We start from the raw sequence: 25,169 nt of genomic DNA on the forward strand, positions 1-25,169 counted from the left end.
AATAATTATTCAACAGAATGAACACAAAAAAATAAAGAAACAAATGAAATTAACCATAACAAAATTGAAATTTTTTGTTTTCTGCTTACTTAATTATTTAGCAATTAATATAAGCTTCGCACAAAAAACAACATTAGATAATTTAGTAACTTCAGACACTATTAAAGTAGTGAATGAGGATGAAATATTGAAAACCCCTTTTGGTGTTTTTAATCTAAGTCAAACTACAGGATCTGTATTTAGAATTTCGGGTAAAGAATTAAGAAAAACATCTGGTGACAACCTATCAGAAGCTTTAAGAGGTAGAGTACCCGGATTGAGAGTAGTAAGAACAAGTAATGTTCCAGGAACAATAGATATTGAAAATCTGTATAGTTATTCTTTAAATGGTGGTACCCCATATGTATTGGTTGATGGTCAACCTAGAGGTTTACAAGTAGACTTAAGAGAAGTTGAAGAAGTTATAGTACTTTCTGACCCTACTTTTAACTCTCTCCTTGGTAACTTTGGTGACAACGGACTTATTTATGTAATCACTACAGGAAATAAAATAGGAAAACCTGTAGTTGAAGTTAATTTACAACAATCTATAAATATTGTTACACGTTTGCCTGAATTATTATCAGCTGCAGAGTATGCTCGTGTACTCAATAGAGCCTCTAACAACGATGGTTTTGGAGATGTTTATAGTCAAGAAGCTATTGACGCTTATGAAAACGGATCAGATCCAATTAATTATCCTAACATAGATAGACAAGATGTTTATTTAAGCAATCTATCTCTTTCAAATTATGCATCATTAAATGCATATGGAGGTACAGAGAAAGTTGAGTACAGTGCTTTTGTTGGATATTCTGACTGGGAAGGATTGGAAAAGGTAGGAGCCAAGATTGAAGGTAAAAACCTTACTTTTAGAACAAAAATTAACACACGTGTTACTGAATTAATAAGAGCTCATGCTAGTGTTTATGGAAAATTTGGAACCAACGACAGACCTGTTCTTGGAGCAAATGCAATGATGTGGGACATCAATAGAATCCCTGCGAATGAATTTCCTTTAAAAGTTGGAGATTCTGCCTATATTGTAAGTAATAACTATGGTGAAAATACATTATCAGAATTAGAATTAGGTGGTCAAAGAAGTGATTACAATTCTAATATGGTTTTTGATATGGGATTAGACTTCGATTTCAAAAATTATGTTCCAGGTCTTAAATATGACACCTATGTTTTATTAAAAACATATAATCAACATACCTTACAGAATAATAACACTCCAGGTTTGTATACACTTGAAAATTTACAAGATGTTGATGGTTTAGATTCATTAGCTGTAAAATTATTCAGGCAAGAAAACTTAGTGATTAATGCAAGTAGAATATCTACCGGAGTACAAAGAACGTTCACTTATGGAGGTAATTTTAGTTACTTTAAAAAGTTTAACGAATCAACGTTAAATTTAAACCTTAGTCACTTATTATATTACAACCTTGAAAGTGCTAATACTAGACCAGATAGTAGAAATTTAACATTTAACTTAAATGGTTCCTATGCCCTTAAGAACAAATATATTCTATATGCAAATATGAATATGAGTAGCAGTTCTAAGTTTTTAGACGAAAATAGAACAAGATTATTCCCTACTGTTGGTGTTGCATGGATAGCTTCTAATGAAGATTTTCTGAATGATAATAGCTTTTTTGATAGACTTAAATTTAGAGCTTCATATGGAAAAATAGGAACAGAATATCCTACTACTAATAATTCATTTTTATATTTGGATACCTATGGTACTGGTACAAAAACATATCTAGGATCAGAGATAACAACACAAAACACAAACTCATACCAGACAACTCAGACTGGTAATAAGGATATTGATTGGATAATCTTTGATCAATTTTTTGCTGGTACAGAGGTTCAATTTCTGAAAAAATTTAAATTAGACGTTAATTATTTTAATGTAAAAATTAGTAATCTAGTGACACAAGCATCCGCTTTATATGCTTCATCATTAGGAAGAAATGCTTATTTACCTAATATAAATTTCATTGAATACAGAAATACAGGATTTAATTCAAATATCACTTTTAATGACAGTAAAGGTTCTTTTAGATATTATGCAAGTTTTAATGCTGGCTATAATAAAAGAATAAAAGAGAAACTCGCAGAAGTACAATATCCTGATGAATATAGATTGCAAGAAGGTCAGGCAACAGACAACATAGTAGGTTACCTTTCTGATGGTCTTTTTACAACAGATAATATTGATGATGCATTACCTCAATTTGGAGAAGTACAAGTTGGTGATATTAAATATGTTGATCTAAATGGAGATAATGTAATTGATACAAGAGATCAAACTACAATTGGTAATAGTATACCTCGCTTTAATTATGGTATTAATCTTGGGGTTGAATATAAAGGCATCAACCTTGATGTCGTAGGAATGGGAGTTGCTAACTATGATTTCAATCTTAATGGTAGAGAATATTTTCAACCTGTTGGATTGAGAACTTATTATGGAAGTGTTAATAAAGATCTTCCAAATGGGAATTCGAACCCTAGGTTAAGTACTATTCCTAGTTTAAATAATTTCACCAATTCTGATTATTGGTTAGTAGATGGTAGTTATTTTAGAATTTCTAATGCTGAGTTAGGATTTACATTACCAGAATCAGTACTTGGTAATGGAGCATTTACAAATGTGAAATTATTCTTAAGAGGTAGTAATCTAGCTCTATTTAGCAAAATAAAAGATTTAGATCCTGAAGATATTAACGCAGGATATTCAGAATATCCTATGATGAGATCATTTGTTTTCGGAGCAACTATGAATTTTTAATAAGGAACATTAAAAAATAAAAAGATGAAATTAACGAATAAAATAATAACAATTATTACACTAGCTCTTGGAGCTACAGGTTGTAGTGACTTTTTAGACGATGATGTACAGTATACCAGAGAAGAAGTAATTACTGAATCTAGAGCACGTTCAAGAGGGTTTATTGAAAATATATATCCTGATTATGATTATGAATTCAACAAGGATTTTGGTGTTGAAGTTCTTACAGATAATGCAGTGCAAAATATTACAGAAACACCAGCAGCTGCAACCGGGTATTGGAGTCCAACCTATAATCCTTATGGATATGTTTGGCAACAATCTTATGATAATATAAGACAAGTGTACCAATACATAACACTTGTACATGATACAGGTTTACCGTTTCAACTAACTGATGCAGATGGTGAAGATAATCCAACAAATATAAATACCCTAAGAAGATATTATGGTGAAGCTTATTTTTTAAAGGCATTTGCAGAATGGGAATTATTAAAATATTTTGGAGGGCCTTCAGAAAATGATGAAATGTTAGGTTTTCCTATTGTTAATGAAATTCTCGAGAATGAAGACTATATAACGTTAAAAAGAAACACCTATCAGGAATGTTTTGATCAAATCATGAAAGATTTAGACACTGCCATTGAATACCTTCCTCTCGAGTATAGTGGTACAGGTATTTCAGATGGTACAACAGCTATAGAAACAGGTAGAGCAAGTGGTATGGCGGCATATGCATTAAAAGCTAAAGTAGCTTTATTTGCAGCAAGTCCAGCATTTAACCCTACTAATGATATTGAAAAATGGGAATTAGCTGCCACGTATGCAGAAGATGTAATAACACAAAATGGAGGTTTAAGATCGTTACAAGCATTTAATTTTTCTAACGACAGTAACTCAGACCATTTTTGGAGATTACGAAATACTTACCAAAGCAATGATCTTGAAAAAAGTTATTACCCTCCTACTTTATATGGGGCAGGGATAATAAATCCATCTCAAAATTTAGTAGATGCATTTCCAGACTCTCAAGGATATCCAATAACTGATGGTACTAGTAGTTATGACCCTTCAACTCCGTATGCGGGTAGAGATCAAAGATTTTACAAATTTATTTTTTATAATAATGATGAATGTTTTGACACTGAATCTTGTACAGATTTTAACCCTCTGGAAATTTATCGAGGAGGGTTGGATAATTATGGAGGGTTCAAGAATTCTGTTGGAACAAGAACAGGTTATTATTTAAAAAAATACATGAATAATCTAGACTTTGATCCATCTTCACTTAGTGCAACAACAACACAACCTAGAGTATATGTTCAATTAGGGCTTACTGAAGTATATTTAGGGTATGCTGAAGCATTGAATGAAATTCACAATGATCCAACGACAGCACCAGCGGGACATAATTTTTCTGCAAAAGAAGTTCTTCAAAAAATAAGAATAAGAGCAGGTTATACATCCTCAGATCCACACTTAGATAATTCATCAAGTAATCAATCAGATTTCGAAGTACTTTTAAGAAACGAAAGAAGAATAGAATTATGTTTTACAAGTGATCGCTTTCATGATCTAAGAAGATGGAAAGAAATTGTGAATATTGAAGATATAAAAGGTGTTAAGGTTACTAAAAATGAAGATGACACTTTTTCATATGAAGACATCATTGTAGAAGAAAGAAACTATGAAGAAAAAAATTATTATTTACCTTTACCATATGGAGAAGTAATAAAAAGTACTATTTTGGAACAAAATAAAGGATGGTAAACAAACTAAACATAAAGATTATGGATACAAAAATATTAAAATCTATTACTAAAATAGTTGCATTATCATTTGCATTACTTTTAACCTCATGTTATGAAGATGCTTTTCAAGAAAATTTCGACTACACTTCTGTGTATTTAGCTCACGAAACAATTGACCGTACTTTTATCATAGGAGAAGGAATGCAAATTGGTGTTGGTGTAACATTAGGAGGGACAATAAATAATACTAAAGACATAGAAGTTACTTTCTCTTTAGATGATGATTTAGTAACAAATGCCGGTAAATCTGTATTACTTAACAACTATTATGAATTGGTAGATAGTGAAGGAAATCCAGCGAATAACAAAATTATTATTCCTGCGGGAAAAGTACAAGGTTTTGTTTACGTTAAGGCTAATGAAGATGAATTCCTTGCTGATTCAGAATCGTTAAATCATAATTATGCACTTGGATTTACATTAGAAAGTGTTATAAATGCGGATATAATTTTAACAGATCCTGAAGATGAAGAATCAACAAAATATAAATCATCAGTAATATCATTTTCGTATATAAATCAATTGTATGGTAATTATGTTCAAACTGGTCAATATACAACAACCATTGGAGGTGTAGATGAAACATCACAATATTCAGGTGGTATTACAGACGTTGATGCGTTAGAATTAACTATGATTTCTCCTACTACTGTAGAATGTAATGGTGTTGCTAATTTAAGAAATTCTGACACAAAAATGAATATTGTTTTAGGAGATGACAACACAATAACATTAGAAACGGCTGCAGGAGGTGTAACTATTGTTGATGATGGATCAACTTATAATCCTGAAACAAGAGAACTAACCCTTAACTATTCTTTTGAATCTGATGGAATAAGCTATAAAGCTACCGATGTATTAGAATTTAGAAACAGAGTTGTTGATGGTGTAAATCAAATAGGTATATAATATATAACCAAACTTAGAATTAGAAAGCCTCTCATAAAATTTATGAGAGGCTTTTCTTATTATAATGAAAAATACAATACCCGAATAATAAAAAAAAGATTATAAAACAGGTGTATTTGGGAAACCAATATCTTAAATCTCTAAATAAAATAACACAAATCAGCATTAACAAATAAGTAATTTTAACGATGGATGTGTTACTTACTTTGTTAAATTTTATTGATCATAACCCACTAAAAATGATTTAGACGGTATAAGTATAATAATTAAGACACAACACCTACTTACTAAAAGAGAGGTGTTTTTTAGTTTTGGAACTAACCTTTAATAAGAATTGAAAATTAATTAGTAAGAAAACAAAAAATAGTGAAAAATTAGAATTATATAAACTTATTAGATGATTTACAAGAGAAAAACGAACTCAGTTTAAAAAAACCCGAATTGGTAAATAAATTATCTCAGAAGCTTCAATTATGGAAAAAAAGAAGTAACAGAAGGAGTAATTACAATATCTGAATAAAGTATAAAACAAGTATTATAATAAATAATAAAGCCAGTGAATTTAAATTCACTGGCTTTATTTAGTTAACAAGTTCTTTTGATAATTTTTATTTTAATAATGAACTAAAATTGAACTTTCATAATAACATTCTTAACAAAACTTTTTACTATGTAATTATTTTAAAGGGCTAATTTTATAAGAATATTTTAAATCTCCTGGCATTACTCTAAATTCTTTATGTGCTAAACCTTTAGGGCTCCAACTATTATCACCTCCTACTCCCGTTTGTTTATAATCAATATTAATATTTACAAAATCTCTTTGTGGAATATCTGTTGTATGACGTTGTTGTTTAACTTTACCTGTGTCAAAATCATTATTGTATTGATGATGTGTACTAAACCCTAATAATTGAAGACCTTCAATTTTAATACCTTTTCCTGTATCATTTTTAAAAGTAATCCAACGAACATCTGTTCTGTATCCGTTTTCTTGCGGACGAATGTATGGAAAATACAAATCTGATACTTTTGCTTTATAATCTCCTACAAAAGCAGCTGTATTTCTATCATTATAATTCTCTTGTGGTCCTCTACCAAAATATGCTACATTTTGATACTCATTTTTTATGATGAAACTATTACCAAACCTTGGTAAATGAGGTAACTTTTTAGCTAAATTACTTAGTGTATTTGTTACCGTAATTTCTCCTGTAGAATTAATAGTATATACAACTGAAACCTGACCTTTAACAGCTGGTAAATCAAAAATAGTTTGAATACGTACTGCTCCTTTTACTTTTGATGGATCTGTAACTGAAACCTCTTTATTATTACTAAAAATCTTAATTGATTGTAAATTTTGAGTAGTCGTTGCTTTCTTCCAAACATTTAATTTTTTTGGAGATTTAGCTCCAAAATCATTATCAGTTATTGGTCTCCAAAAATTAGGTGTTAAACTTTCAACGATAACATTTCCATTTCCGTAATCTAAACTTGTGATTTTTCCAGTTTTTACATCAACTTTTAAATCAAAGTTATCATTTGAAATTTTAGTGATGTTGTTTTCTGAAGTAATAGAAATAGAATCCTTAGAAATCGTTGATTTTACATCTAAATCTGAACTTTGTAATTGAAATTGCTCAGAAGCAACCACATAATTATTAGGAACTAAATCTGTTTCATTTCTATTTAAAGCATAAACATTTAAATGATATTCTGCATTTGAATTTTTAAGTTTAGGTAAATTAACTTTTACTTTTTTAGTTTGATAAGAAGCAATATCTAATTGAGGTAAATCACCACTACCAATTTCTTTACCATCTTCTAGCAAGATCCAAGTAAACTTATACTCACTTAAATTAGTAAAATCATAAATGTTTTTAATTTCAATTTCACCCTTCTTTAAATTTGAAGCTTTAAATTTAATATATTGATATACTTTTTTAACTTCAAATAATGCTGGATGCGCTGTTCTATCTGGATTTACAACTCCATTTAAACAAAAGTTGACATCACTTCTGTAAGCATCTGCACCTAAATCTCCTCCATAAGCCCAAAATGGTTCTCCTGCTTCATTTTTGGTCAATATTCCTTGATCTACCCAATCCCAAATAAAACCACCTTGTAAGATGTCGTACTTTTCTATAGCATCCCAATATTTTTGAAAATTACCAGTACTATTACCCATAGAATGTGCATATTCACATTGTATTACAGGTCTTGTAGGGTTGTTTTCTGCATACTTAATCATTTTATCAATTGTCCAATACATAGGCGCCTGAATATCTGTATTTGCATAATTTAATGCGCCTTCATATTGCGTTGGTCTCGTTGAATCTTGTTCTTTTAAATATTTATAAGTTGCAAAAAAGTTATCTCCATTTCCTGCTTCATTACCTAAAGACCAAGTTACAATGGATGGATAGTTTTTATCACGCTCAAACATTCTAATAGTTCTGTCCATATGTGCGCCTTTCCATTCTGGCTGATAAGCTGGATGTATTTTTTGCGCCTTTTTGTTTTTATCCAAACCTTGGTTTGTAGCTCCTAAACCATGCGATTCTATATTTGCTTCATCAACAACATAAAAACCATATTTATCGCACATTCTATAAAAATGAGGGTCTTTTGGATAATGACTACAACGTATTGCATTTAAGTTATTTTGTTTCATCACCTCTAAATCTTTTAGAGTTAATGCTTCAGAAACAGTATGCCCTTCTGTATCACTATGATCATGTAGATTAGCTCCTTTAATCAATACAGGTTTACCATTTACTAAAAACTGATTATTTACAATTTTAACATTTCTAAAACCTACTTTAATAGAAGTTGCTTCTATCGTTTTATTATTAGCATCCTTTAAATGAACAAGTAATGAATACAAATTTGGTTTTTCAGCATTCCAAGTTTTTACATTTTTTAATACTTTATTAAAATCAACCGTATTTCTACCTGATTTTAAAGCAACTACTTTAGATTCTGAATACACTTCATTTGTACCGTCTAATAACTTTACTGCAATTGTATTATTTACATCACTATTCGTATTATTATCTACTTTTAAACTTGCTTTAAAAACACCATCTTTATAATTGTTTTCTAAATCTGAAGTAACTCTAAAATCTCTAACGGTTACTTTATTTAACGCATATACATAAGCATCACGTTCAATTCCACTTAATCTCCAGAAATCTTGATCTTCCATATAACTAGCATCAGACCAACGCAAAACTTGAACTGAAACATTGTTTTTACCATTTTTTACATAATCTGTAACTTTAAATTCTACAGCAGTTTTACTTCCTTCATTATACCCAACTTTCTTTCCATTTACCCAAACATACATCGCTCCACTAACTCCTGCAAAATGAAGATAAACATCTTTGTCTTTCCAATCTTCTGAAACTTCAAAATCTCTTTTATAACTACCAACATTATTTATATTGTGAGGTATAAAAGGAGGGTTTGTAGGAAATGCATAAATCCTATTTACATAAATAGGAACTCCAAAACCTTTCATTTCCCAGTTAGAAGGCACGTTAATTGTGTCCCAACCTTTTAAGCTAAAGTCATTTTTATAAAAATCTGCTGGACGTGTAGAAACACTATCAGCAAAATGGAAATTCCAATTACCATTTAAAGAAGTGTACATTGTTGATTTCTTCCAGTCATCATTTTTTAAAGCTTCTTTTTCTGAAGCATATCTGTAAAATGAAGCTGTTGGTTCTTCTCTATTGATTTGAAATATTTCTGGGTTTTCCCATTCTGGATTTTCCCATTTTTCATTGGAATATGTTGGCTTTTCGTTTGAAGTATTACAGGATAAAACTAAAAAGGAAATTACTAAAAGATAGAAATATTTATTCATTTATAAATTATTTATTTGATATATTGAGTTTGATTTATTTGAAAATCAAACAGTATTCTCTATTTCAAAATTATACTAAAAGTAAGAAACTGCTTTATCATAAAAGGGGTTAAAATGTTGCATTATTAGTAAATATACTTTTAGTTAAGACAATAAGAGATTTATAGCGCAAAGAAATCAACGTTTTCTATACATAAAGTATACAAATGTCTTTATTTATGGTAAATAATAAATCAATTTAAAAAATTAGATTGCACATCTAAAAGACTTGTAGTACTATTATACTAGGAACAATAAATAAGGTTGCTCCCTTTTTTAAAACAAAGAATTACTTCACTTAAACTGCAAAAAGATTAAAGGTATGTTTAGATATTTAAGATTGATACAAATTACAATTATAACATGTGCTATTTTTCTAATAACACATTCTTGTAAAAAAAACAACTCTAAAAATATTGCTTTAGAAAAGAATATTGAAACTCAAAATTCATCTCCTAAAAAACCAAATATCATCGTTATACTAATAGATGATGCTGGTTATGTAGATTTCGGTTTTATGGGTTCTAAAGATTTAGAAACTCCAGAAATTGATAAGCTCGCAAAAAATGGTGTTGTTTTTACAGATGCTCATGTAAGCGCAACTGTTTGTGCGCCTTCTAGAGCAGGAATAATGACAGGTAAATACCAACAGAGTTTTGGTTTTGAAGCAAATGCAACTGGTTATGGTGACAGTGGAGATATTGGGTTAGCAGATAAAGTTATTACAATTGCAGACGTATTTAAACAAAACTCATACAAAACAATTGCCTTAGGTAAATGGCATTTAGGCGCCACAGAAACAGATCACCCCAACAAAAGAGGTTTTGATGAATTTTATGGGTTTTTAGCTGGAGGAAGATCTTATTTTCCTGTAAAAAACCCTTCAAGAGAACACATGCTGCAACACAATGGAGATAGAGTGAAATTTGATGGGTATTTGACAGATGTTTTAGGTGATTATTCTGTGAAATTTGTAGAACAAAACAAAGACAAACTTTTCTTTATGTATTTAGCATACAATGCTGTACATACTCCTATGCATGCAAAAAAGTCGGATTTAGAAAAATATAAAAATCATCCTAGACAAAAGTTAGCTGCAATGACTTGGTCTTTAGATGAAAATATTGGTAAACTGACAAAAAAACTAAAAGACTTAAATCTACTTAACAATACACTTATTTACTTTCTGAGTGATAATGGTGGGGCAAAAACAAATACTTCAAAAAACGGTTATTTAAAAGGTTGGAAAGGAAATAAATTTGAAGGAGGACATAGAGTTCCTTTTGTAATGAGTTGGCCAAATAAAATTAAAGCCAACACAACTTTTAATGGATTAACATCTTCTTTTGATATTTTCTCTACTTCAATGGCTGCTGCAAATATCCCCGTAAAAGAAAACTCAAATCTTGAAGGAGTAAATCTATTCCCATTTTTAAATGGCGACAAATCAGGAAATCCTCATGAAAATTTATATTGGAGAAAGTTAGAGGAATCAGGTACGCGTCATAATAATTTTAAATTGATAAAGTTGAAGAATTTCGGACATGTATTATATGATTTATCAAACGATATTGGTGAAACGAAAGACTTATCAACAACAGAACCTGAAACATTAAAATTATTAGAGACGAATCTTTCTAATTGGGAAACGAAAATGATGCAACCGCTTTGGCAAGAAGAAAAAGAATGGATGGATGTTACGTATCACATTCATAAAAGGTTGATGAAGAATAAAAAAGCGCAATACACAACGCCATCACAACAAAAGAAATTTTTAAAAAGTAAAAAATAGAGTTTATTCTTTTATCAAAAAAAAGAAAAAAGTATAGACTTCATTTTGAAGTCTATACTTAATAAATAGTACACTTTATTTTGTCGCTTTGTTTTCTGTACTTATAATTTTATTCATACTCATACAGAAACCAATCTATATCTACATATCCAGATTCTTCTTTGTCGTTCCAGCAGAATACACCTAATCGATCACCAGACCAACGTCCAAAACCTAGTTCAAATTCGTTACCAAAATCATCAAAATGTTTGTTATCGTAGCTATATTGAAATCTTGCTACTTTACCAATATTGGTGGTTTTAAAATAGACAATATCTTTCTCTACTTTAGGACCAACTATTTCAGTACCCTTATCATCCATAAAAAAAATATTTTGGCTTCCTTCTTCATCCATTTTAACACCTATAACATGGCTAATTCCTCCAAAACGAACAAACCCTGCTTTTTGCCCTTTTTTCATTCCTGTTACATCAAATTTAGCAATTGCTGTACCAGATTTTGTACCCATAATTCGTTGACTTAATGTATTACTAGCTCTCCAAAGAGGTGACCCTTTATGAAATCCATATTTTGTTAATGGAGCTAAAGAGCTTGCTTTTAACCTCAACCAACCCTTTCGTTCGGTTAAAGACCAATGAGAATTACGAGGATTGTGATTCCATTCCCATTGATGTCCTAATTTTGATTCAGAAAAATCATCTGAGGTTTGTATTTCTAATTTTTTAGTTGCTTTTATATTTGGCATTTTAGACCTTCTTAAAGGTTCTCCTATTCCATCATTATCAATATCTTTTCCAATAATAGGCCAACCATCTATCCATTCAACAGGTTGTAAACATTGTGGTCTTCCTTGAAAAGGATCTTCTGTGTTTTGAATTAATTGATGATAATACCACCAAGAACCATCTGGCGCTTGATTTAAGGAGCCTTGGCTACAACTACGTTCAAAACCATTCCCTTTTTCTAATAGTATTTTTTTATCATAAGGGCCATAAATACTATTTGTTTTAGAACGCAAAGCAATTTGTTTTCTATCTTCTTTTTCTCCATTTGGTTTAGTAGACCATTCTGATAAAAAGATAAACCACTGCTTATTAATTTTATATATTTTAGAAGCTTCTGCACCAGTTCCTTTATAAAAATCGGTTCCTTCATCTTCTAAACTCATTCCATCCCAACTCATTTTAAAAATTGCATTCTTAAATAGATATTTATCTTTATCTTCTTTGGTTCTGCTTCTACCTATGTTTGCAATTAACCAAGCTTCTTTGTTTTCATCATCCCAAAATACACTGGGATCGTCTCCAACCTTTTTTTGAGAAAGCATTTTTTTAGGCACACTCCATTTTCCATAAATATCTTTTGTTGTGGTTACAAACAATCCATGACTAGGATCTATTACATAACAATACCAAGTACCATCATGAAATGCTAAATCTCCAGCCCAAACGCCACGTTTATAACCTTTCATTTTATCCCAATTATATTCGTCTCCCCAAGTTATTTTATCATAAACATGATTAATTATTTTCCAGTTAACCATGTCATAAGATTCAAGAATTACCATACCAGGAGACATGTGTTTTTTTGAAGAAATCATATAAAACTTATCTCTATGACGAACCACATCAGAATCTGGATAATCTGCATTCAAAATAGGATTTACATACGTACCATCTCCCTGGTCACCAAACGAATGCCGTTTTATTTTTTCTGGAAGTCTATTGCAACTAATCGAAATAACAATCAAAAAAAGAATTTTAAAAATTTTCATAGTTCAATAATAGATAAGATTATAATATCAATTTTTTGTAATTTTTAGCAAAAATATTTTCTAAATATTAGTAAATATAAAACTCATATTCTTTATAAAAAGAAATACCCACAGTAAATAAGTACTGTGAGTATTTTCTTAAAAAAATCGGGGGATAATTCTTTAAAACCCAGTTCCAGGAGCTTCTGGGCTTTGTGCCTGCGCCTTTTGAGGATTTAATACCATATATGTACCTAAAGCAGTTAAAGCTGCATATTTACCGTAATTTCCTATTTTTTTGATAGCGTCTTTACGAGAAATTTCTTGAGTATTTTCTGTTTGTTTTTTCATCTTATGTTGTCTTTAAATTCTCGTTAATTATTCTAAAATTATTTTCTTGTTCAATTTACCGTTTTCAGTTTCTAACTGAACAATATAAATTCCTTTTGCTAAATTTGATAAAGAAACATCTTCACTTCCACTTGCTTCGAATGAATTTTTTATAATTTGTTTACCAAGAATATTAAATAACTTCACTGTTGCTTGTCCTTGAGATAAACCAACAATTCTTAACGTAGATGAATTTGACTTATATACACTTACACCTTCTAAAATAGTATTATCTACACTTAATGCACTATCAGTAGAAGTATGAATAAAGAATCTACCCGTACCATCTAATTTATCAGATAATGTAACTTTATATATAGAATTTGCTTCATCTAAACGTGTATATGTATTTTTTTGTCTGTCTTCTAAAAATACATTAACTCCAGAAGGTAAATTTAATGCATCTGCAGAAAAAGTAATTTCTTGTCCAGCTAAAGCTTTTAAACCAACAGGAATAACTGTAGTTTCTATATTAGTATCTGATAATGCTTGTTTTGTAAATGCAATCCCTTCATTATTGTTTACTAAATGTGTATATACTCTTAGGTCTGAAGCAACACCATTAAACATTCCAATATCAAAACCAGGATCTAAACCTTCAGTTTTCCCTTCTAAATAATTAATACTTGTAGTTTTATTACTTGTACCATCGGTTATGTTTAACTTAATAGAAGTTATGGTATTAGAACTTTTAAGAAAAGTAGTACCTGTTTGATGACTTTGCATTGCTGTTGTAAAAGAAGCAGTTGTTCCTGTAGCACTTGCACTTACAAAAAAGGCTTGTCCTGGATAAACATAACCAGTAGTTGTCGCTACATAAGCACTTCCATTCCAAACATAAATTGACTGAAAAGCACTTCCAAAATTAGTAGAGTTTGCTGTAATAAATGCTGCAACATCTAAATAAGAGGTATATGAATTTCCTATTAAATTCCAATTGTTAGTATTTTGACTAATAGCTGGACTTATAGTTGAAGTATTTACTGTACCTGTAAAAGAGAAATTTCCTGAACCAGTACTACTTAATAATGAATAACCAACACCATCTCCAAAAGTTCCACTAGCACCACCTTGTAAATAAACCCAGTTTCCTGTTGTTACATCTGCTGTTCCGTTTTGGTAGGTTGCAATTCCTCTATTTGCACTAGACACAGAACCTGTAGCAATTGAATTGGTAGAAACCCAAGTATCATCATACCCTTCTCCAGAAACTGGTGAAGTTGCTAAATGCCAGTTTGTATCTGTTACAGCAACATTGTAAGTTACATCTCCTGAAGAAGTATCATTTACAATTAATGACCCTCCACTTTCTACTGTTAGTGTTGCTCCAGAATCTACAGTTAAGCTACTTAACTCAACACCAGTAGTAGCATTTATAACAGGTTGACTTGGCATTCCTGTTGGTATTGTAACAACACTTATAGATGTTGGTACATTACCTGTACTCCAGTTATCTCCATTTGTCCACTCTGAACTCTCACTTCCGTCCCAAGATACATTGGCTATGGTAAGCGCACTTGAAGGTGTGGCGTCTATTGCTGTTACTTCTGCAGCAGTAAGTGCTCTATTAAACACAGTAATATCATCAAATCTTTTTTGAAGATCTCTATTTCTTGGCGTAGAATTAGGATCAAAATTTGCTTCAGGAAACTCACCTGTTGTAGCATCTTGAGTTCCTACACCTCTAAAACCTAAATATATTTTTCTATTTGTCCATTCTCCAGCAGTTATTTCAGACGCAAATTTTTTATAAAGCCCATCTACATAAGCTGTAAATGTTTGCGTATCGCTACTATACGTAAGAGTAAATCTTACATATTTTGGAGTACCTACATGGGCAAACCCACCAATATCAAAACCAAAATCATCAATTCCTTTTATATAACCACCTGTTCCCCAATGACTTAACCTTGCCACTTTCCAAGTATTACTATCTTGTGAGTCTTGACCAATTAAAGTAACCATCCCTTGAAAACCTCTATTCACCCCACTTCCAAAACTTTTATAATCATATGAAATAGTAAAATCTCCATCGCCTAAAACTTCTTCAGTTAAAAATACATGACCTGTATGATCTAACTGCAATGCCTTGTCAGAATCATCAGAATCCGTAACCACTTCATTTGCAAATTGGTCATGCGTGTATAAACCCGATGCTGTTCTTTTAAGAAGATCTCCAGAAGTATTACTAGGGTCTATTATGTATGTTGAAGTAGTTGTACCTGCAGTAGATTCGAGAGGTCCTATATCTCCTGGCTCACGAAGCTCTATTCCGTTTATACTTGTAAAATCTGTAGTAAGTGCGTTTGCACCATCAAAGCTCATATAGACTTTCGCGTTTTGCGCACTTGTTACTGTTATTGTCAGTAACATAACTATTAAAAATAGTACTCTTTTTTTCATTTTGATTAATTTTAGTTAAATATTTGTTCCCTCCAAAACTAAAAGAAATGTTAAAGTTTTAATTATCAAATATGGGGTAAAATTGTTGCACTCGATAGAGATAAATTAGGAAACCTTTTTTTTTAGAAAGAATAAATAAAAAAACACAACACCCTAACAAACAGATATGTAAAATAAAATTATTTTAATTAAAACAACTCTTACCTTAAAATTTACAAAATTAAAAACTATGCTATATTACCACTTATTATTTTTTAGATTATTTATTATACTTTAAAATCTTAAAGTAGGCTATATGTTGATACTTTAAAACAGGTTTTAATTAATAAAATTTTGATCAATGGTATAAAGTTAAAAGAAAAAAATAATGGGAAGAGAAGCTATATTAAAATCTGTAAAAGAAAATAAACCAACAGGTATTCCTTTACCAGAAATAAATTTAAATAATTTTATTGAAGACATCAATTTATTAGATGAATTTAAAGAGAAAGTACAATTAGTTGGTGGTAGAATTAAAGAATTATCACCTACAGAAACACTTGAAATTGAAATAAAAAATCTATATCCAAATGCCAAAGATATTGTTGATTGTAGTAACAAAAACCTTTCTTTAGCAACGACATTTATTTCTGAAGACACAAACCCAAAAGATTTACAAGGTATTGATTTAGCAATTATAAAAAGTGAATTTGGTGTTGCTGAAAATGTATTTCCTATTCGAGTTTTACCTTTTATTTCAAATGATTTGGTTCTCGTTTTAGAAAAAGAAAAAATATGCCAACATATGCATGAAGGATTTCAATTAATATCAGAAAGAGAGAGAACATTTGGACTTTTTATTTCTGGCCCATCAAAAACTGCAGATATAGAACAGTGTTTAGTAATTGGGGCACAAGGAGCAATGACATTATCTATTGTTTTAGTATAGAATACACAAACTAAACTATAAAAGGAGTAAATCGATATTTGTTGTACCAACATTTTACCCAATAAAAAACCTCAACTATAAAAGTTGAGGTTTTTCTTTGTACAGGCGGAGAGACTCGAACTCTCACACCTTGCGGCACTAGATCCTAAGTCTAGCGTGTCTACCAATTCCACCACGCCTGCTTAATCAGCAGGTAAACCTGCAACTTTCCAATTAAATTGGGATGCAAATATAAACAATCCTTATAAACTGCAAAGGAGTTCATAATTATTTTTCTACTTTTGAATAGAAATAAAAATATCTCAAATGAATACAATACAATCATATATAAAAGACAACAAACAACGATTCTTAAATGAATTAATTGAACTACTTAAAATTCCTTCTGTAAGTGCAGATTCTGCTTATAAAAAAGATGTTTTATTAACAGCCGATTTTGTTCTAAATAGTCTAAAAAAAGCAGGTTGCGAAAAGGTAGAAATGTGTGAAACTCCAGGGTATCCAATTATTTATGGAGAAAAAATTATTGATAAAAACCTACCAACTGTTTTAGTTTATGGTCATTATGACGTACAACCAGCAGATCCCATTGAATTATGGACTTCTCCTCCATTTGAGCCAGTAATTAAGGAAACAGAAATTCATCCAGAAGGAGCAATTTTTGCAAGAGGATCTTGTGATGACAAAGGGCAAATGTATATGCATGTAAAAGCATTAGAATACATGACATCAACAGGGAATTTACCTTGTAATGTGAAATTTATGATTGAAGGTGAAGAAGAAGTTGGTTCTGAAAGTTTAGCTTGGTTTGTACCAAGAAACAAAGAAAAATTAGCGAACGATGTTATTTTAATTTCTGATACAGGAATGATTGCCAACGATATTCCTTCAATTACAACAGGTTTACGTGGCTTAAGTTATGTTGAAGTAGAAGTTACGGGTCCGAACAGAGATTTACATTCTGGTTTATATGGAGGTGCAGTTGCAAACCCAATTAATATATTAACCAAAATGATTGCTTCTTTACATGATGAGAATAATCATATAACCATTCCTGGTTTTTATGATAATGTAGAAGAGTTATCAACTGAAGAAAGAGCAGAAATGGCCAAAGCTCCTTTTTCTTTAGACAAATATAAAGATGCTTTAAAAATTGATGAAGTTTATGGAGAAGAAGGATATTCTACAAACGAGAGAAATTCTATAAGACCAACTTTAGATGTTAATGGAATTTGGGGAGGTTATACTGGTGAAGGTGCAAAAACAGTAATTGCAAGTAAAGCTTTTGCTAAAATTTCGATGCGTTTAGTACCAAATCAAGATTGGAGAAACATCACTGAATTATTCAAAAAGCATTTTGAAAGTATCGGTCCAAAATCTGTAACGGTAAAAGTAACACCTCATCATGGAGGACAAGGTTATGTAACGCCAACAAACAATATTGCTTATAAAGCAGCAAGTAAAGCTTATGAAACTAGTTTTGGTAAAACTCCAATTCCACAAAGAAGTGGTGGAAGTATTCCTATTGTAGCATTATTTGAACAAGAATTAAAAAGCAAAACTATTTTAATGGGCTTTGGTTTAGATTCTGATGCAATTCATTCTCCTAACGAACATTTTGGAGTTTGGAATTACTTAAAAGGAATAGAAACAATCCCATATTTTTATAAATATTTTACAGAGTTATCAAAATAAAAGCAGCAAAAAAAATCAAATGAAATATCGATTTTACATCTTAATTTTACTAGTTATTGCTTTTTCTTGTAAAGATAAACCTAAAGATTTGTTGCATGTAAAAAATGATTTTACAAAACAAGATACTTTAAGAGGGTCTATTACTCCAGAAAGAATTTGGTGGGATTTAACGTATTATCATTTAGATATTGAAGTTCATCCTGATAAAAAATATATTTCAGGAAAAAACACTATTAAATACAAAGTTTTAAGTGCAAATAAAACACTGCAAATCGACTTACAAAATCCTTTAGTAATTACTAAAGTTACGCAAGATGCTAAAGAGTTAAAAGTAATTCATGTTGGAAATGCACATTTTGTTCAACTTTTAAAAAATCAAAAAGTTGGTAATACAGAAAGTATTGTTGTGCATTATCAAGGATATCCAAAAGAAGCAAAAAAGGCTCCTTGGGATGGAGGTTTTTCATGGAAGAAAGATGAAAACGGAAATCATTTTGTAGCAACTTCTTGCCAAGGTTTAGGCGCAAGTATTTGGTGGCCTTGTAAAGACCATATGTATGATGAAGTAGAAAGTATGAGAATTAGTGTTACAGTTCCAGCACATTTAATGGATGTTTCTAACGGAAAATTAGAAAGTATAGTTGATAATGGAAAAACTAAAACGTATAATTGGTTTGTAAACAACCCAATAAATAATTATGGTGTAAATGTAAACATTGGCAATTATGCTCATTTTTCTGAAATTTATAAAGGAGAAAAAGGCGATTTAGACATGGATTATTATGTGCTAAAAGACAATCTAAAGAAAGCAAAAGAGCATTTTAAAGATGCTCCAAAAATGATGACAGCTTTTGAGCATTGGTTTGGACCATATCCTTTTTATGAAGATGGTTTTAAATTGGTTGAAGTGCCTTATTTAGGGATGGAACATCAAAGTTCTGTTACTTATGGAAATCAATATAAAAAAGGATATTTAGGACGTGATTTATCTGGAACTGGTTGGGGTTTAAAATTCGATTTTATCATCATTCACGAAGCAGGACATGAATGGTTTGCAAATAATATTACCAATAAAGATATTGCAGATATGTGGATACATGAGAGTTTTACAAATTACTCTGAAAGTTTATTTTTAGACTATTATTATGGAAAAAAAGCAGCATCTGATTATGTTATCGGTTTAAGGGAATCTATCAAAAATAAAAGTACTATTATTGGTAAATACAACGTAAACAATGAAGGTTCTGGAGACATGTACAACAAAGGAGGAAACATGTTGCACACTTTAAGACAACTGATAGATAATGATGAAAAATGGCGTTCTATTTTAAGAAAAATGAACAAAATATTTTACCATCAGACAGTTAACACTATACAAATTGAAGGTTTTTTAAGTTCAGAAACTGGTTTTGATTTAACACCTTTTTTCAATCAATACTTAAGAGATATTAGAATCCCTACTTTAGAATATTCTATTAAAAATAAGATTTTAAATTATAAATGGACAAATATTGTTGATGATTTTAAAATGCCAATAAAAGTTACAATAAATGATAAAAAACAATGGATTTATCCCACAGAAGAACTGAAAAAAATGAATTTAGAATTTGAAAATTCAGAAATAAAAGTAGATCCAAATTTTTATATCTACACAAAAAACTAAATAATAAAAGCTGCATATAGCAGCTTTTATTATTTTATAAAATATGCTTTAATAATGTAATCTACTTTTGGGTATTTCTCCCTTAAAAAAGTATTTCCATCTTTATTAATTTTATCTTGTTGTCTCCCTAATTGATCACCATAACCACTGTAAAATTTCAACACATTTTCTTTACCTTCAATTACTTTTGCAATTACAGGAAAACCAGAAACACCAGAATACGTTAATTTATCTAAACGATAATTATCTTTTAAATTGATAAAAACCTGATTCGATCTTGTTGCTACTCCTCCTCTAGCAAATGCTAGTGTCATTGCATCATTTTTCTGAATTACTGGTTCGTCTTCAATTCCTTTTTGCCAACTTTTATTGATTAAAGAATCATTGTGAATTCCGAATTGGGCAACAAAATCTGGTACAACTCTAAAAAGAGCAACATCATCATAATATCCATATTTTATTAATTGATAAAATCGATCTACACCTTTTGGCGACCATTCTCTGGTTGCTTCAATATCAAAATTTCCTTGTGTAGTTTCAAATCGAGCTTTAAAAGTTGCTGGTGCTTCTTTTTCTAACCATTTTTCTTTGAATTTTTTAGTCGCACAAGAAATAAAAAGGATAACACTTGCTATTAATAGAATCTTATTTTTCATTTTTCTATGTCTATTTTCTCTTTATAACTAGACAAATATACCAAAATGAAGTTTTAAAAATGAACTCTACATTTGTAGAATTCATTTTTTTATTCTATGTTTGTAGAGTAAAAAACAACATACGATGCAATTATCTAAAACCGAAGAACAATTAATGCAGTATTTATGGAAACGTAAAAAAGCATTTTTAAAAGAATTATTAGAAGATTTCCCAGAACCAAAACCAGCAACTACAACTGTTGCTACTTTGTTAAAAAGAATTTCTGATAAAGGTTTTATAGATTATAAATTGTTTGGTAAGTCTAGAGAATACTTTCCAATAATTAAAAAATCAGATTATTTTTCAAAACATGTAAACGGATTGATAAAAAACTTTTTTAATGATTCTGCAAGTCAGTTTGCTTCCTTTTTCACTAAAGAAACCAATCTTTCTACAGTAGAACTAGAAGAACTTAAAAAGGTAATTGACAACCAAATTAAAAAACAACAAAAATGATGATCTACTTACTAAAATCTGCAAGTTGTTTGGCGCTATTACTTTTCTTTTATCATTTTATATTAGAAAAAGAAAAAATGCACAACTTTAATCGTTTTTATCTTTTAGGAAGTGTTTTAGCTTCATTTTTGGTTCCTATGGCAACTATTACAATTGAAGCTACTCAAGAAATAATTCCAGAAACTGCAGCAGCAATTCAATCTTTTGTAGCACCAACTTTTATTGAAAACGCAACAGCTATAAATTTTGAAGAAAATATTAATTACACTCAATTATTAATAGGGTTTTACTTGATAATATCTACAATACTTTTAATACGATTTATTAAAAACTTATTTAAAATTATTAGAAAAATAAGCGTAAATGAAAAGGTAAAGTATAAAAAAGCGACTTTAATTTTATTGAATGACAACATACTTCCTCACACATTTTGGAACTATATTTTCATCAATAAAAGCGCTTATAAAAATGATAAAATTGAGAAAGAACTCTTTACACACGAACTAACACATGTTACCCAGAAACACACTTTAGATGTAATTTTAATAGAGATTTTACAAATCGTTTTATGGATAAATCCACTGTTTATTTTCTTAAAAAAGGCAATACAATTAAACCATGAGTTTTTAGCGGATTCAACCGTTATTAACCAACATAAAAACACCTTTCAATATCAGCATTTATTATTAAACAAAGCTGCTTGGAAAAACGAATATTACTTGGCCAGTAATTTGAATTATTCACTTACTAAAAAAAGATTATTAATGATGACAACACAAAGTTCACACACAAAAATCTTGTTAAAAAAACTAGCGGTTATTCCGTTATTAGCAGGATTCATTTTTCTCTTTGCAGAAAGAGTTGAAGCGCAAAATGACAATACTATTGAAACTATTTATGAAGAACCTGATAATATTAAAACTAAAAATTTAAATAAAAAACAACCTTTAGAAACTATTAAAGAGGTAAGTTTTACAAATCAAAATGAAGCTATAAATACTGGTTTCAAAATTATAAAAGGAAATAGATACTATTTTGTTTCTGTTGGAAATAAAACAAAATACTATAATAAAGATGGAAAACTTGCAAATAGTTTTGGTAAAATTATTTCTTTTGAAAAAGCTAAGTCAAGCACAATTATTCCAGGTAATTATGTAACAAAAACATATTTTGAAAATAAGGTTTTTTGTGAATTTATTAATGATAAACCTTATGTTAAAAATGATACAATTCCTAAAAAAACCTCAGCTACAAAAGCTGAAATGAGAGAGTACAAAGCATTATTAACAGAAGGAAAAAAGGGCAAGATATTTAAAGAAAGAGACATTGTAAGAATGCAGTATTTGTACAACTTAATGTCTAAAAAACAAAAAAGATCTGTAGAAAATGTTTTTGAATTAATTCCTCCTCCACCTCCTCCCAAAAAGGATTTAGGGGAAATAAATATTACACCTAAAAAACCAACTTATATTCATCAAAATGTAAAAAGAAAGTTAATTAGTCAAAACGATTTAGATCTTATAAATCCTAAAGAAATTGCTTCTATGAATGTAATTAAAGCAAAAGATACAGATAGCATTCATATAAATTTAAAGAAAGAACATAAAAAACTAAAAACAAAGTATTTATATTTAATAAACTATTCTAAAGAAAAGTCAAAAAATTTAAATTCAGAGAATGTTCAATACTATTTAGATAATAAACTAATTAGTAAAAAAGAAATGAAACTTTTAGATACAGATAAAATTAAATCTGTAAACGTGAAGAAGAATAAAGATGGTTCTGGAATTATTTATATCACCAGTAAAAAGAATTAACTACAAAACAACCTAATGTTAAAAGCCTCACAATGTGAGGCTTTTTTTGTAACATTTAAGTATTCTTTTCGTTGGTATATTATACCAAATGTTTAAATAATGCTTAAAAAATTCTTTATTACCTGTTCTGGAGTAGATAAAACGATTCTCAATAATTGTTCTGATGGTGAGCAAAATAAATATGTTGGTATTGGTGCAACTGTATTTTTTACAGCTGTTATGGCAACAATTGCTGGTAGTTATGCTTTATTTACTGTTTTTGATAATTTGTATGCTGCCATTTTCTTTGGACTTATTTGGGGTTTATTAATCTTTAATCTTGATAGATTTATTGTTTCTACCATTAAAAAATCGGATTCTAAATGGAAAGAGTTTTTACAAGCTTCACCAAGAATTTTATTAGCGATAATTATTGCAATTGTAATTTCGAAACCTTTAGAATTAAAGTTGTTTGAGAAAGAAATCAATCAGGTTTTGTTAACGGAAAAGAACCAAATGACTTTGGATAATAAAACGCAAATTGCCGAACAATTTAGTCCTGAAATTGCAAAAATTAATTCAGAAATTGATGTTTTAAAAACTGAGATTTCTACAAAAGAAACTAAAACAAACGCTTTATATGAAACCTATATTGCAGAAGCGGAAGGCAGAAAAGGGACTAAATTATTAGGAAAAGGTCCTGTTTATAAAGAAAAGAGAGAAAAACACGATGCTGCTTTAGCAGAATTGAAACAACTTAAAAAAGACAATGCTGATAAAATAAGCACAAAAGAAACAGCAATTATAGACTTACAAAAAAATCAAAAATTAAATGAGACTAAAACTCAACCCATTATTGCTAATTTTGATGGTTTAATGGCAAGAATAAATGCGCTTGGTAAATTACCTTGGTTGCCTTCATTTTTTATATTCTTATTGTTTTTAGCAATAGAAACATCGCCAATATTTGCAAAATTAATTTCGCCAAAAGGCGAATATGATTTTAAATTAGAGAATGAAGATTCTGCTGTAAAAACTTGGGTAAAACAACAAGTTTTGCAAAGAGAAGAAATGCTACAAGCAGATATTATTGTAAATAATAAAGTGTACAAAGACATTACAGAAGAGGAAGAATTGTATGCTTATAAACAAAAAATAGCTCGCGATTTAATGAAATTGCAAGCCGATTCTTTTTATAAAAAACAACAAAAAATGTTGTAATGCTATTTGCTGGCAAACGAGTGTGTTAGCGATTGAAACGGCATCCTTTTTATTGTCAGTTCGAGTGAATTTTGAAGAATGAAAAATTTGTATCGAGAACAAAATAAAAAGATATAGTGTAAAGCGCGACCTGAAAGGAAACGCCCAAATATAATTAGAACTGTAATGTCATTTCGACTTTATGGAGAAATCTTTTTCTTGAGATTCCTTAATCATCTAAAAAAACTCATTTCGAAATGACAATTTATAAATTCTACTCTTTTTCTGCCATTTTCTTAACGTAATCTGTAATAATTACAATTTGCGTTGGCCCAACTTTACCTTCTATATATTTTGCATTTTCATGATCTAAAGAAATTCTACGAACTGCTGTACCTTGTTTGGCAACCATACTAGAACCTTTTACTTTTAAATCTTTAATTAAAACCACAGAATCTCCTGCTTGTAAAATAGCTCCATTTGCATCTCTATGAATAATCTTTTCACTTTCATCTAAATGATCTCCAGATTCTTTTGCAAAACGTAATTCTTCATCTTCTAAATACATCATATCTAGTAAATCTTGTGGCCAACCTTCGTTTCTTAAACGAGATAACATTCTCCAAGCAACTACTTTTACAGCTCTGTGCTCAGACCACATAGAATCGTTTAAACAACGCCAGTGATTTGCATCTGTTGTTGCAGCATCTTCTATTTGAGTAACACAAGTTTCGCAAGCAAGCAAACTTCCATCTACTCCACCTCCACCAGTGATGGTTGGTTTTACTTCATAAACGGATAAATTATTTGTTGAAGCACATAATTCGCATTGATTTCCACTTCTGTTTTCTAAATCTTGTTCTAAACTCATGTTTTAATTTTTGTTATACAAAAGTACATTTTTAAAGTAAAACTCATT

16 protein-coding genes and 1 tRNA gene are annotated in these 25,169 nt (G+C 29.9%); 10 read left to right on the plus strand and 7 right to left on the minus strand.

The window, feature by feature from the left end:
• Positions 1-43 precede the first annotated feature (43 nt).
• From PHEL85_RS15670 to PHEL85_RS15680, 3 genes are read left to right on the plus strand one after another with little or no spacing between them, the layout of a single operon-like run.
• Complete coding sequence (locus PHEL85_RS15670) at positions 44-2,845, plus strand: SusC/RagA family TonB-linked outer membrane protein (protein ID WP_036827342.1); 2,802 nt, start codon at positions 44-46, stop codon at positions 2,843-2,845.
• A gap of 24 nt (positions 2,846-2,869) precedes the next feature.
• Positions 2,870-4,615 (plus strand): RagB/SusD family nutrient uptake outer membrane protein, encoded by a 1,746-nt coding sequence (locus PHEL85_RS15675; RefSeq protein WP_036827345.1) that lies wholly within the window; start codon positions 2,870-2,872, stop codon positions 4,613-4,615.
• A gap of 20 nt (positions 4,616-4,635) precedes the next feature.
• The gene (locus PHEL85_RS15680) at positions 4,636-5,565 is read left to right on the plus strand and encodes a DUF1735 domain-containing protein (RefSeq protein WP_162179442.1); all 930 of its coding nucleotides are present in this window, start codon (positions 4,636-4,638) and stop codon (positions 5,563-5,565) included.
• A 676-nt stretch (positions 5,566-6,241) separates the two neighbouring features.
• Here PHEL85_RS15680 and PHEL85_RS15685 read toward each other — a convergent pair.
• Positions 6,242-9,439: a glycoside hydrolase family 2 TIM barrel-domain containing protein gene (locus tag PHEL85_RS15685; protein WP_036827351.1), complete on the minus strand. Its 3,198-nt coding sequence runs from the start codon at positions 9,437-9,439 to the stop codon at positions 6,242-6,244.
• Between the two features lie 361 nt (positions 9,440-9,800).
• On the opposite strand from PHEL85_RS15685, the gene PHEL85_RS15690 reads away from it, so the two are divergent.
• The gene (locus tag PHEL85_RS15690) at positions 9,801-11,270 is read left to right on the plus strand and encodes a sulfatase-like hydrolase/transferase (protein WP_052108614.1); all 1,470 of its coding nucleotides are present in this window, start codon (positions 9,801-9,803) and stop codon (positions 11,268-11,270) included.
• Between the two features lie 109 nt (positions 11,271-11,379).
• Here the strand turns inward: PHEL85_RS15690 and PHEL85_RS15695 are convergent, their stop codons facing one another.
• The 3 genes from PHEL85_RS15695 to PHEL85_RS15700 form a co-directional block, all read right to left on the minus strand.
• The gene (locus PHEL85_RS15695) at positions 11,380-13,044 is read right to left on the minus strand and encodes a glycoside hydrolase 43 family protein (protein WP_036827353.1); all 1,665 of its coding nucleotides are present in this window, start codon (positions 13,042-13,044) and stop codon (positions 11,380-11,382) included.
• A 162-nt stretch (positions 13,045-13,206) separates the two neighbouring features.
• Positions 13,207-13,374, minus strand: a complete 168-nt coding sequence (locus tag PHEL85_RS18030; RefSeq protein ID WP_200882369.1) for a hypothetical protein — start codon at positions 13,372-13,374, stop codon at positions 13,207-13,209.
• A 27-nt stretch (positions 13,375-13,401) separates the two neighbouring features.
• The gene (locus PHEL85_RS15700; RefSeq protein WP_036827357.1) at positions 13,402-15,816 is read right to left on the minus strand and encodes a T9SS type A sorting domain-containing protein; all 2,415 of its coding nucleotides are present in this window, start codon (positions 15,814-15,816) and stop codon (positions 13,402-13,404) included.
• Positions 15,817-16,183: 367 nt separating this feature from the next.
• Between PHEL85_RS15700 and PHEL85_RS15705 the strand changes: the two genes are divergently transcribed.
• Entirely contained in the window at positions 16,184-16,744 is a 561-nt protein-coding gene (locus tag PHEL85_RS15705) for a lactate utilization protein C (protein ID WP_036827360.1), read from the plus strand.
• A 100-nt stretch (positions 16,745-16,844) separates the two neighbouring features.
• Here PHEL85_RS15705 and PHEL85_RS15710 read toward each other — a convergent pair.
• A tRNA-Leu gene (locus tag PHEL85_RS15710) sits at positions 16,845-16,926 on the minus strand.
• Positions 16,927-17,050: 124 nt separating this feature from the next.
• Here PHEL85_RS15710 and PHEL85_RS15715 point away from each other — a divergent pair.
• Both PHEL85_RS15715 and PHEL85_RS15720 read left to right on the plus strand, forming a co-directional pair.
• The gene (locus PHEL85_RS15715) at positions 17,051-18,439 is read left to right on the plus strand and encodes a dipeptidase (protein WP_036827362.1); all 1,389 of its coding nucleotides are present in this window, start codon (positions 17,051-17,053) and stop codon (positions 18,437-18,439) included.
• Between the two features lie 19 nt (positions 18,440-18,458).
• Positions 18,459-20,102, plus strand: coding sequence for a M1 family metallopeptidase (locus tag PHEL85_RS15720; RefSeq protein ID WP_036827365.1), 1,644 nt, complete (start codon positions 18,459-18,461; stop codon positions 20,100-20,102).
• Between the two features lie 29 nt (positions 20,103-20,131).
• Here PHEL85_RS15720 and PHEL85_RS15725 read toward each other — a convergent pair whose 3' ends face one another.
• Entirely contained in the window at positions 20,132-20,758 is a 627-nt protein-coding gene (locus PHEL85_RS15725; RefSeq protein WP_036827367.1) for a peptidylprolyl isomerase, read from the minus strand.
• A 124-nt stretch (positions 20,759-20,882) separates the two neighbouring features.
• On the opposite strand from PHEL85_RS15725, the gene PHEL85_RS15730 reads away from it, so the two are divergent.
• The 3 genes from PHEL85_RS15730 (at position 20,883) to PHEL85_RS15740 (ending at position 24,271) form a co-directional block, all read left to right on the plus strand.
• Positions 20,883-21,254: a BlaI/MecI/CopY family transcriptional regulator gene (locus tag PHEL85_RS15730; RefSeq protein WP_036827369.1), complete on the plus strand. Its 372-nt coding sequence runs from the start codon at positions 20,883-20,885 to the stop codon at positions 21,252-21,254.
• Positions 21,251-23,071: a M56 family metallopeptidase gene (locus PHEL85_RS17480; RefSeq protein WP_052108615.1), complete on the plus strand. Its 1,821-nt coding sequence runs from the start codon at positions 21,251-21,253 to the stop codon at positions 23,069-23,071. The genes PHEL85_RS15730 and PHEL85_RS17480 overlap by 4 nt, the downstream gene beginning before the upstream one ends.
• Positions 23,072-23,170: 99 nt before the next feature.
• On the plus strand, positions 23,171-24,271 hold the full coding sequence (locus PHEL85_RS15740) for a DUF4407 domain-containing protein (protein ID WP_036827371.1): 1,101 nt from the start codon (positions 23,171-23,173) through the stop codon (positions 24,269-24,271).
• A gap of 253 nt (positions 24,272-24,524) precedes the next feature.
• Here the strand turns inward: PHEL85_RS15740 and PHEL85_RS15745 are convergent, their stop codons facing one another.
• Positions 24,525-25,121, minus strand: coding sequence for a PhnA domain-containing protein (locus PHEL85_RS15745; RefSeq protein WP_036827372.1), 597 nt, complete (start codon positions 25,119-25,121; stop codon positions 24,525-24,527).
• Between the last annotated feature and the right edge of the window lie 48 nt (positions 25,122-25,169).

Source organism: Polaribacter sp. Hel1_85, from assembly GCF_000766795.1.
In the GTDB taxonomy this organism is placed as follows: domain Bacteria; phylum Bacteroidota; class Bacteroidia; order Flavobacteriales; family Flavobacteriaceae; genus Polaribacter.

Excerpts from the sequence above, each read along its gene's own strand:
- PHEL85_RS15670 (WP_036827342.1), top strand. The coding sequence starts at position 44 with ATGAAATTAACCATAACAAAATTGAAATTTTTTGTTTTCTGCTTACTT.
- PHEL85_RS15675 (WP_036827345.1), top strand. The coding sequence starts at position 2,870 with ATGAAATTAACGAATAAAATAATAACAATTATTACACTAGCTCTTGGA.
- PHEL85_RS15680 (WP_162179442.1), top strand. The coding sequence starts at position 4,636 with ATGGATACAAAAATATTAAAATCTATTACTAAAATAGTTGCATTATCA.
- PHEL85_RS15685 (WP_036827351.1), bottom strand. The coding sequence starts at position 9,439 with ATGAATAAATATTTCTATCTTTTAGTAATTTCCTTTTTAGTTTTATCC.
- PHEL85_RS15690 (WP_052108614.1), top strand. The coding sequence starts at position 9,801 with ATGTTTAGATATTTAAGATTGATACAAATTACAATTATAACATGTGCT.
- PHEL85_RS15695 (WP_036827353.1), bottom strand. The coding sequence starts at position 13,044 with ATGAAAATTTTTAAAATTCTTTTTTTGATTGTTATTTCGATTAGTTGC.
- PHEL85_RS18030 (WP_200882369.1), bottom strand. The coding sequence starts at position 13,374 with ATGAAAAAACAAACAGAAAATACTCAAGAAATTTCTCGTAAAGACGCT.
- PHEL85_RS15700 (WP_036827357.1), bottom strand. The coding sequence starts at position 15,816 with ATGAAAAAAAGAGTACTATTTTTAATAGTTATGTTACTGACAATAACA.
- PHEL85_RS15705 (WP_036827360.1), top strand. The coding sequence starts at position 16,184 with ATGGGAAGAGAAGCTATATTAAAATCTGTAAAAGAAAATAAACCAACA.
- PHEL85_RS15715 (WP_036827362.1), top strand. The coding sequence starts at position 17,051 with ATGAATACAATACAATCATATATAAAAGACAACAAACAACGATTCTTA.
- PHEL85_RS15720 (WP_036827365.1), top strand. The coding sequence starts at position 18,459 with ATGAAATATCGATTTTACATCTTAATTTTACTAGTTATTGCTTTTTCT.
- PHEL85_RS15725 (WP_036827367.1), bottom strand. The coding sequence starts at position 20,758 with ATGAAAAATAAGATTCTATTAATAGCAAGTGTTATCCTTTTTATTTCT.
- PHEL85_RS15730 (WP_036827369.1), top strand. The coding sequence starts at position 20,883 with ATGCAATTATCTAAAACCGAAGAACAATTAATGCAGTATTTATGGAAA.
- PHEL85_RS17480 (WP_052108615.1), top strand. The coding sequence starts at position 21,251 with ATGATGATCTACTTACTAAAATCTGCAAGTTGTTTGGCGCTATTACTT.
- PHEL85_RS15740 (WP_036827371.1), top strand. The coding sequence starts at position 23,171 with ATGCTTAAAAAATTCTTTATTACCTGTTCTGGAGTAGATAAAACGATT.
- PHEL85_RS15745 (WP_036827372.1), bottom strand. The coding sequence starts at position 25,121 with ATGAGTTTAGAACAAGATTTAGAAAACAGAAGTGGAAATCAATGCGAA.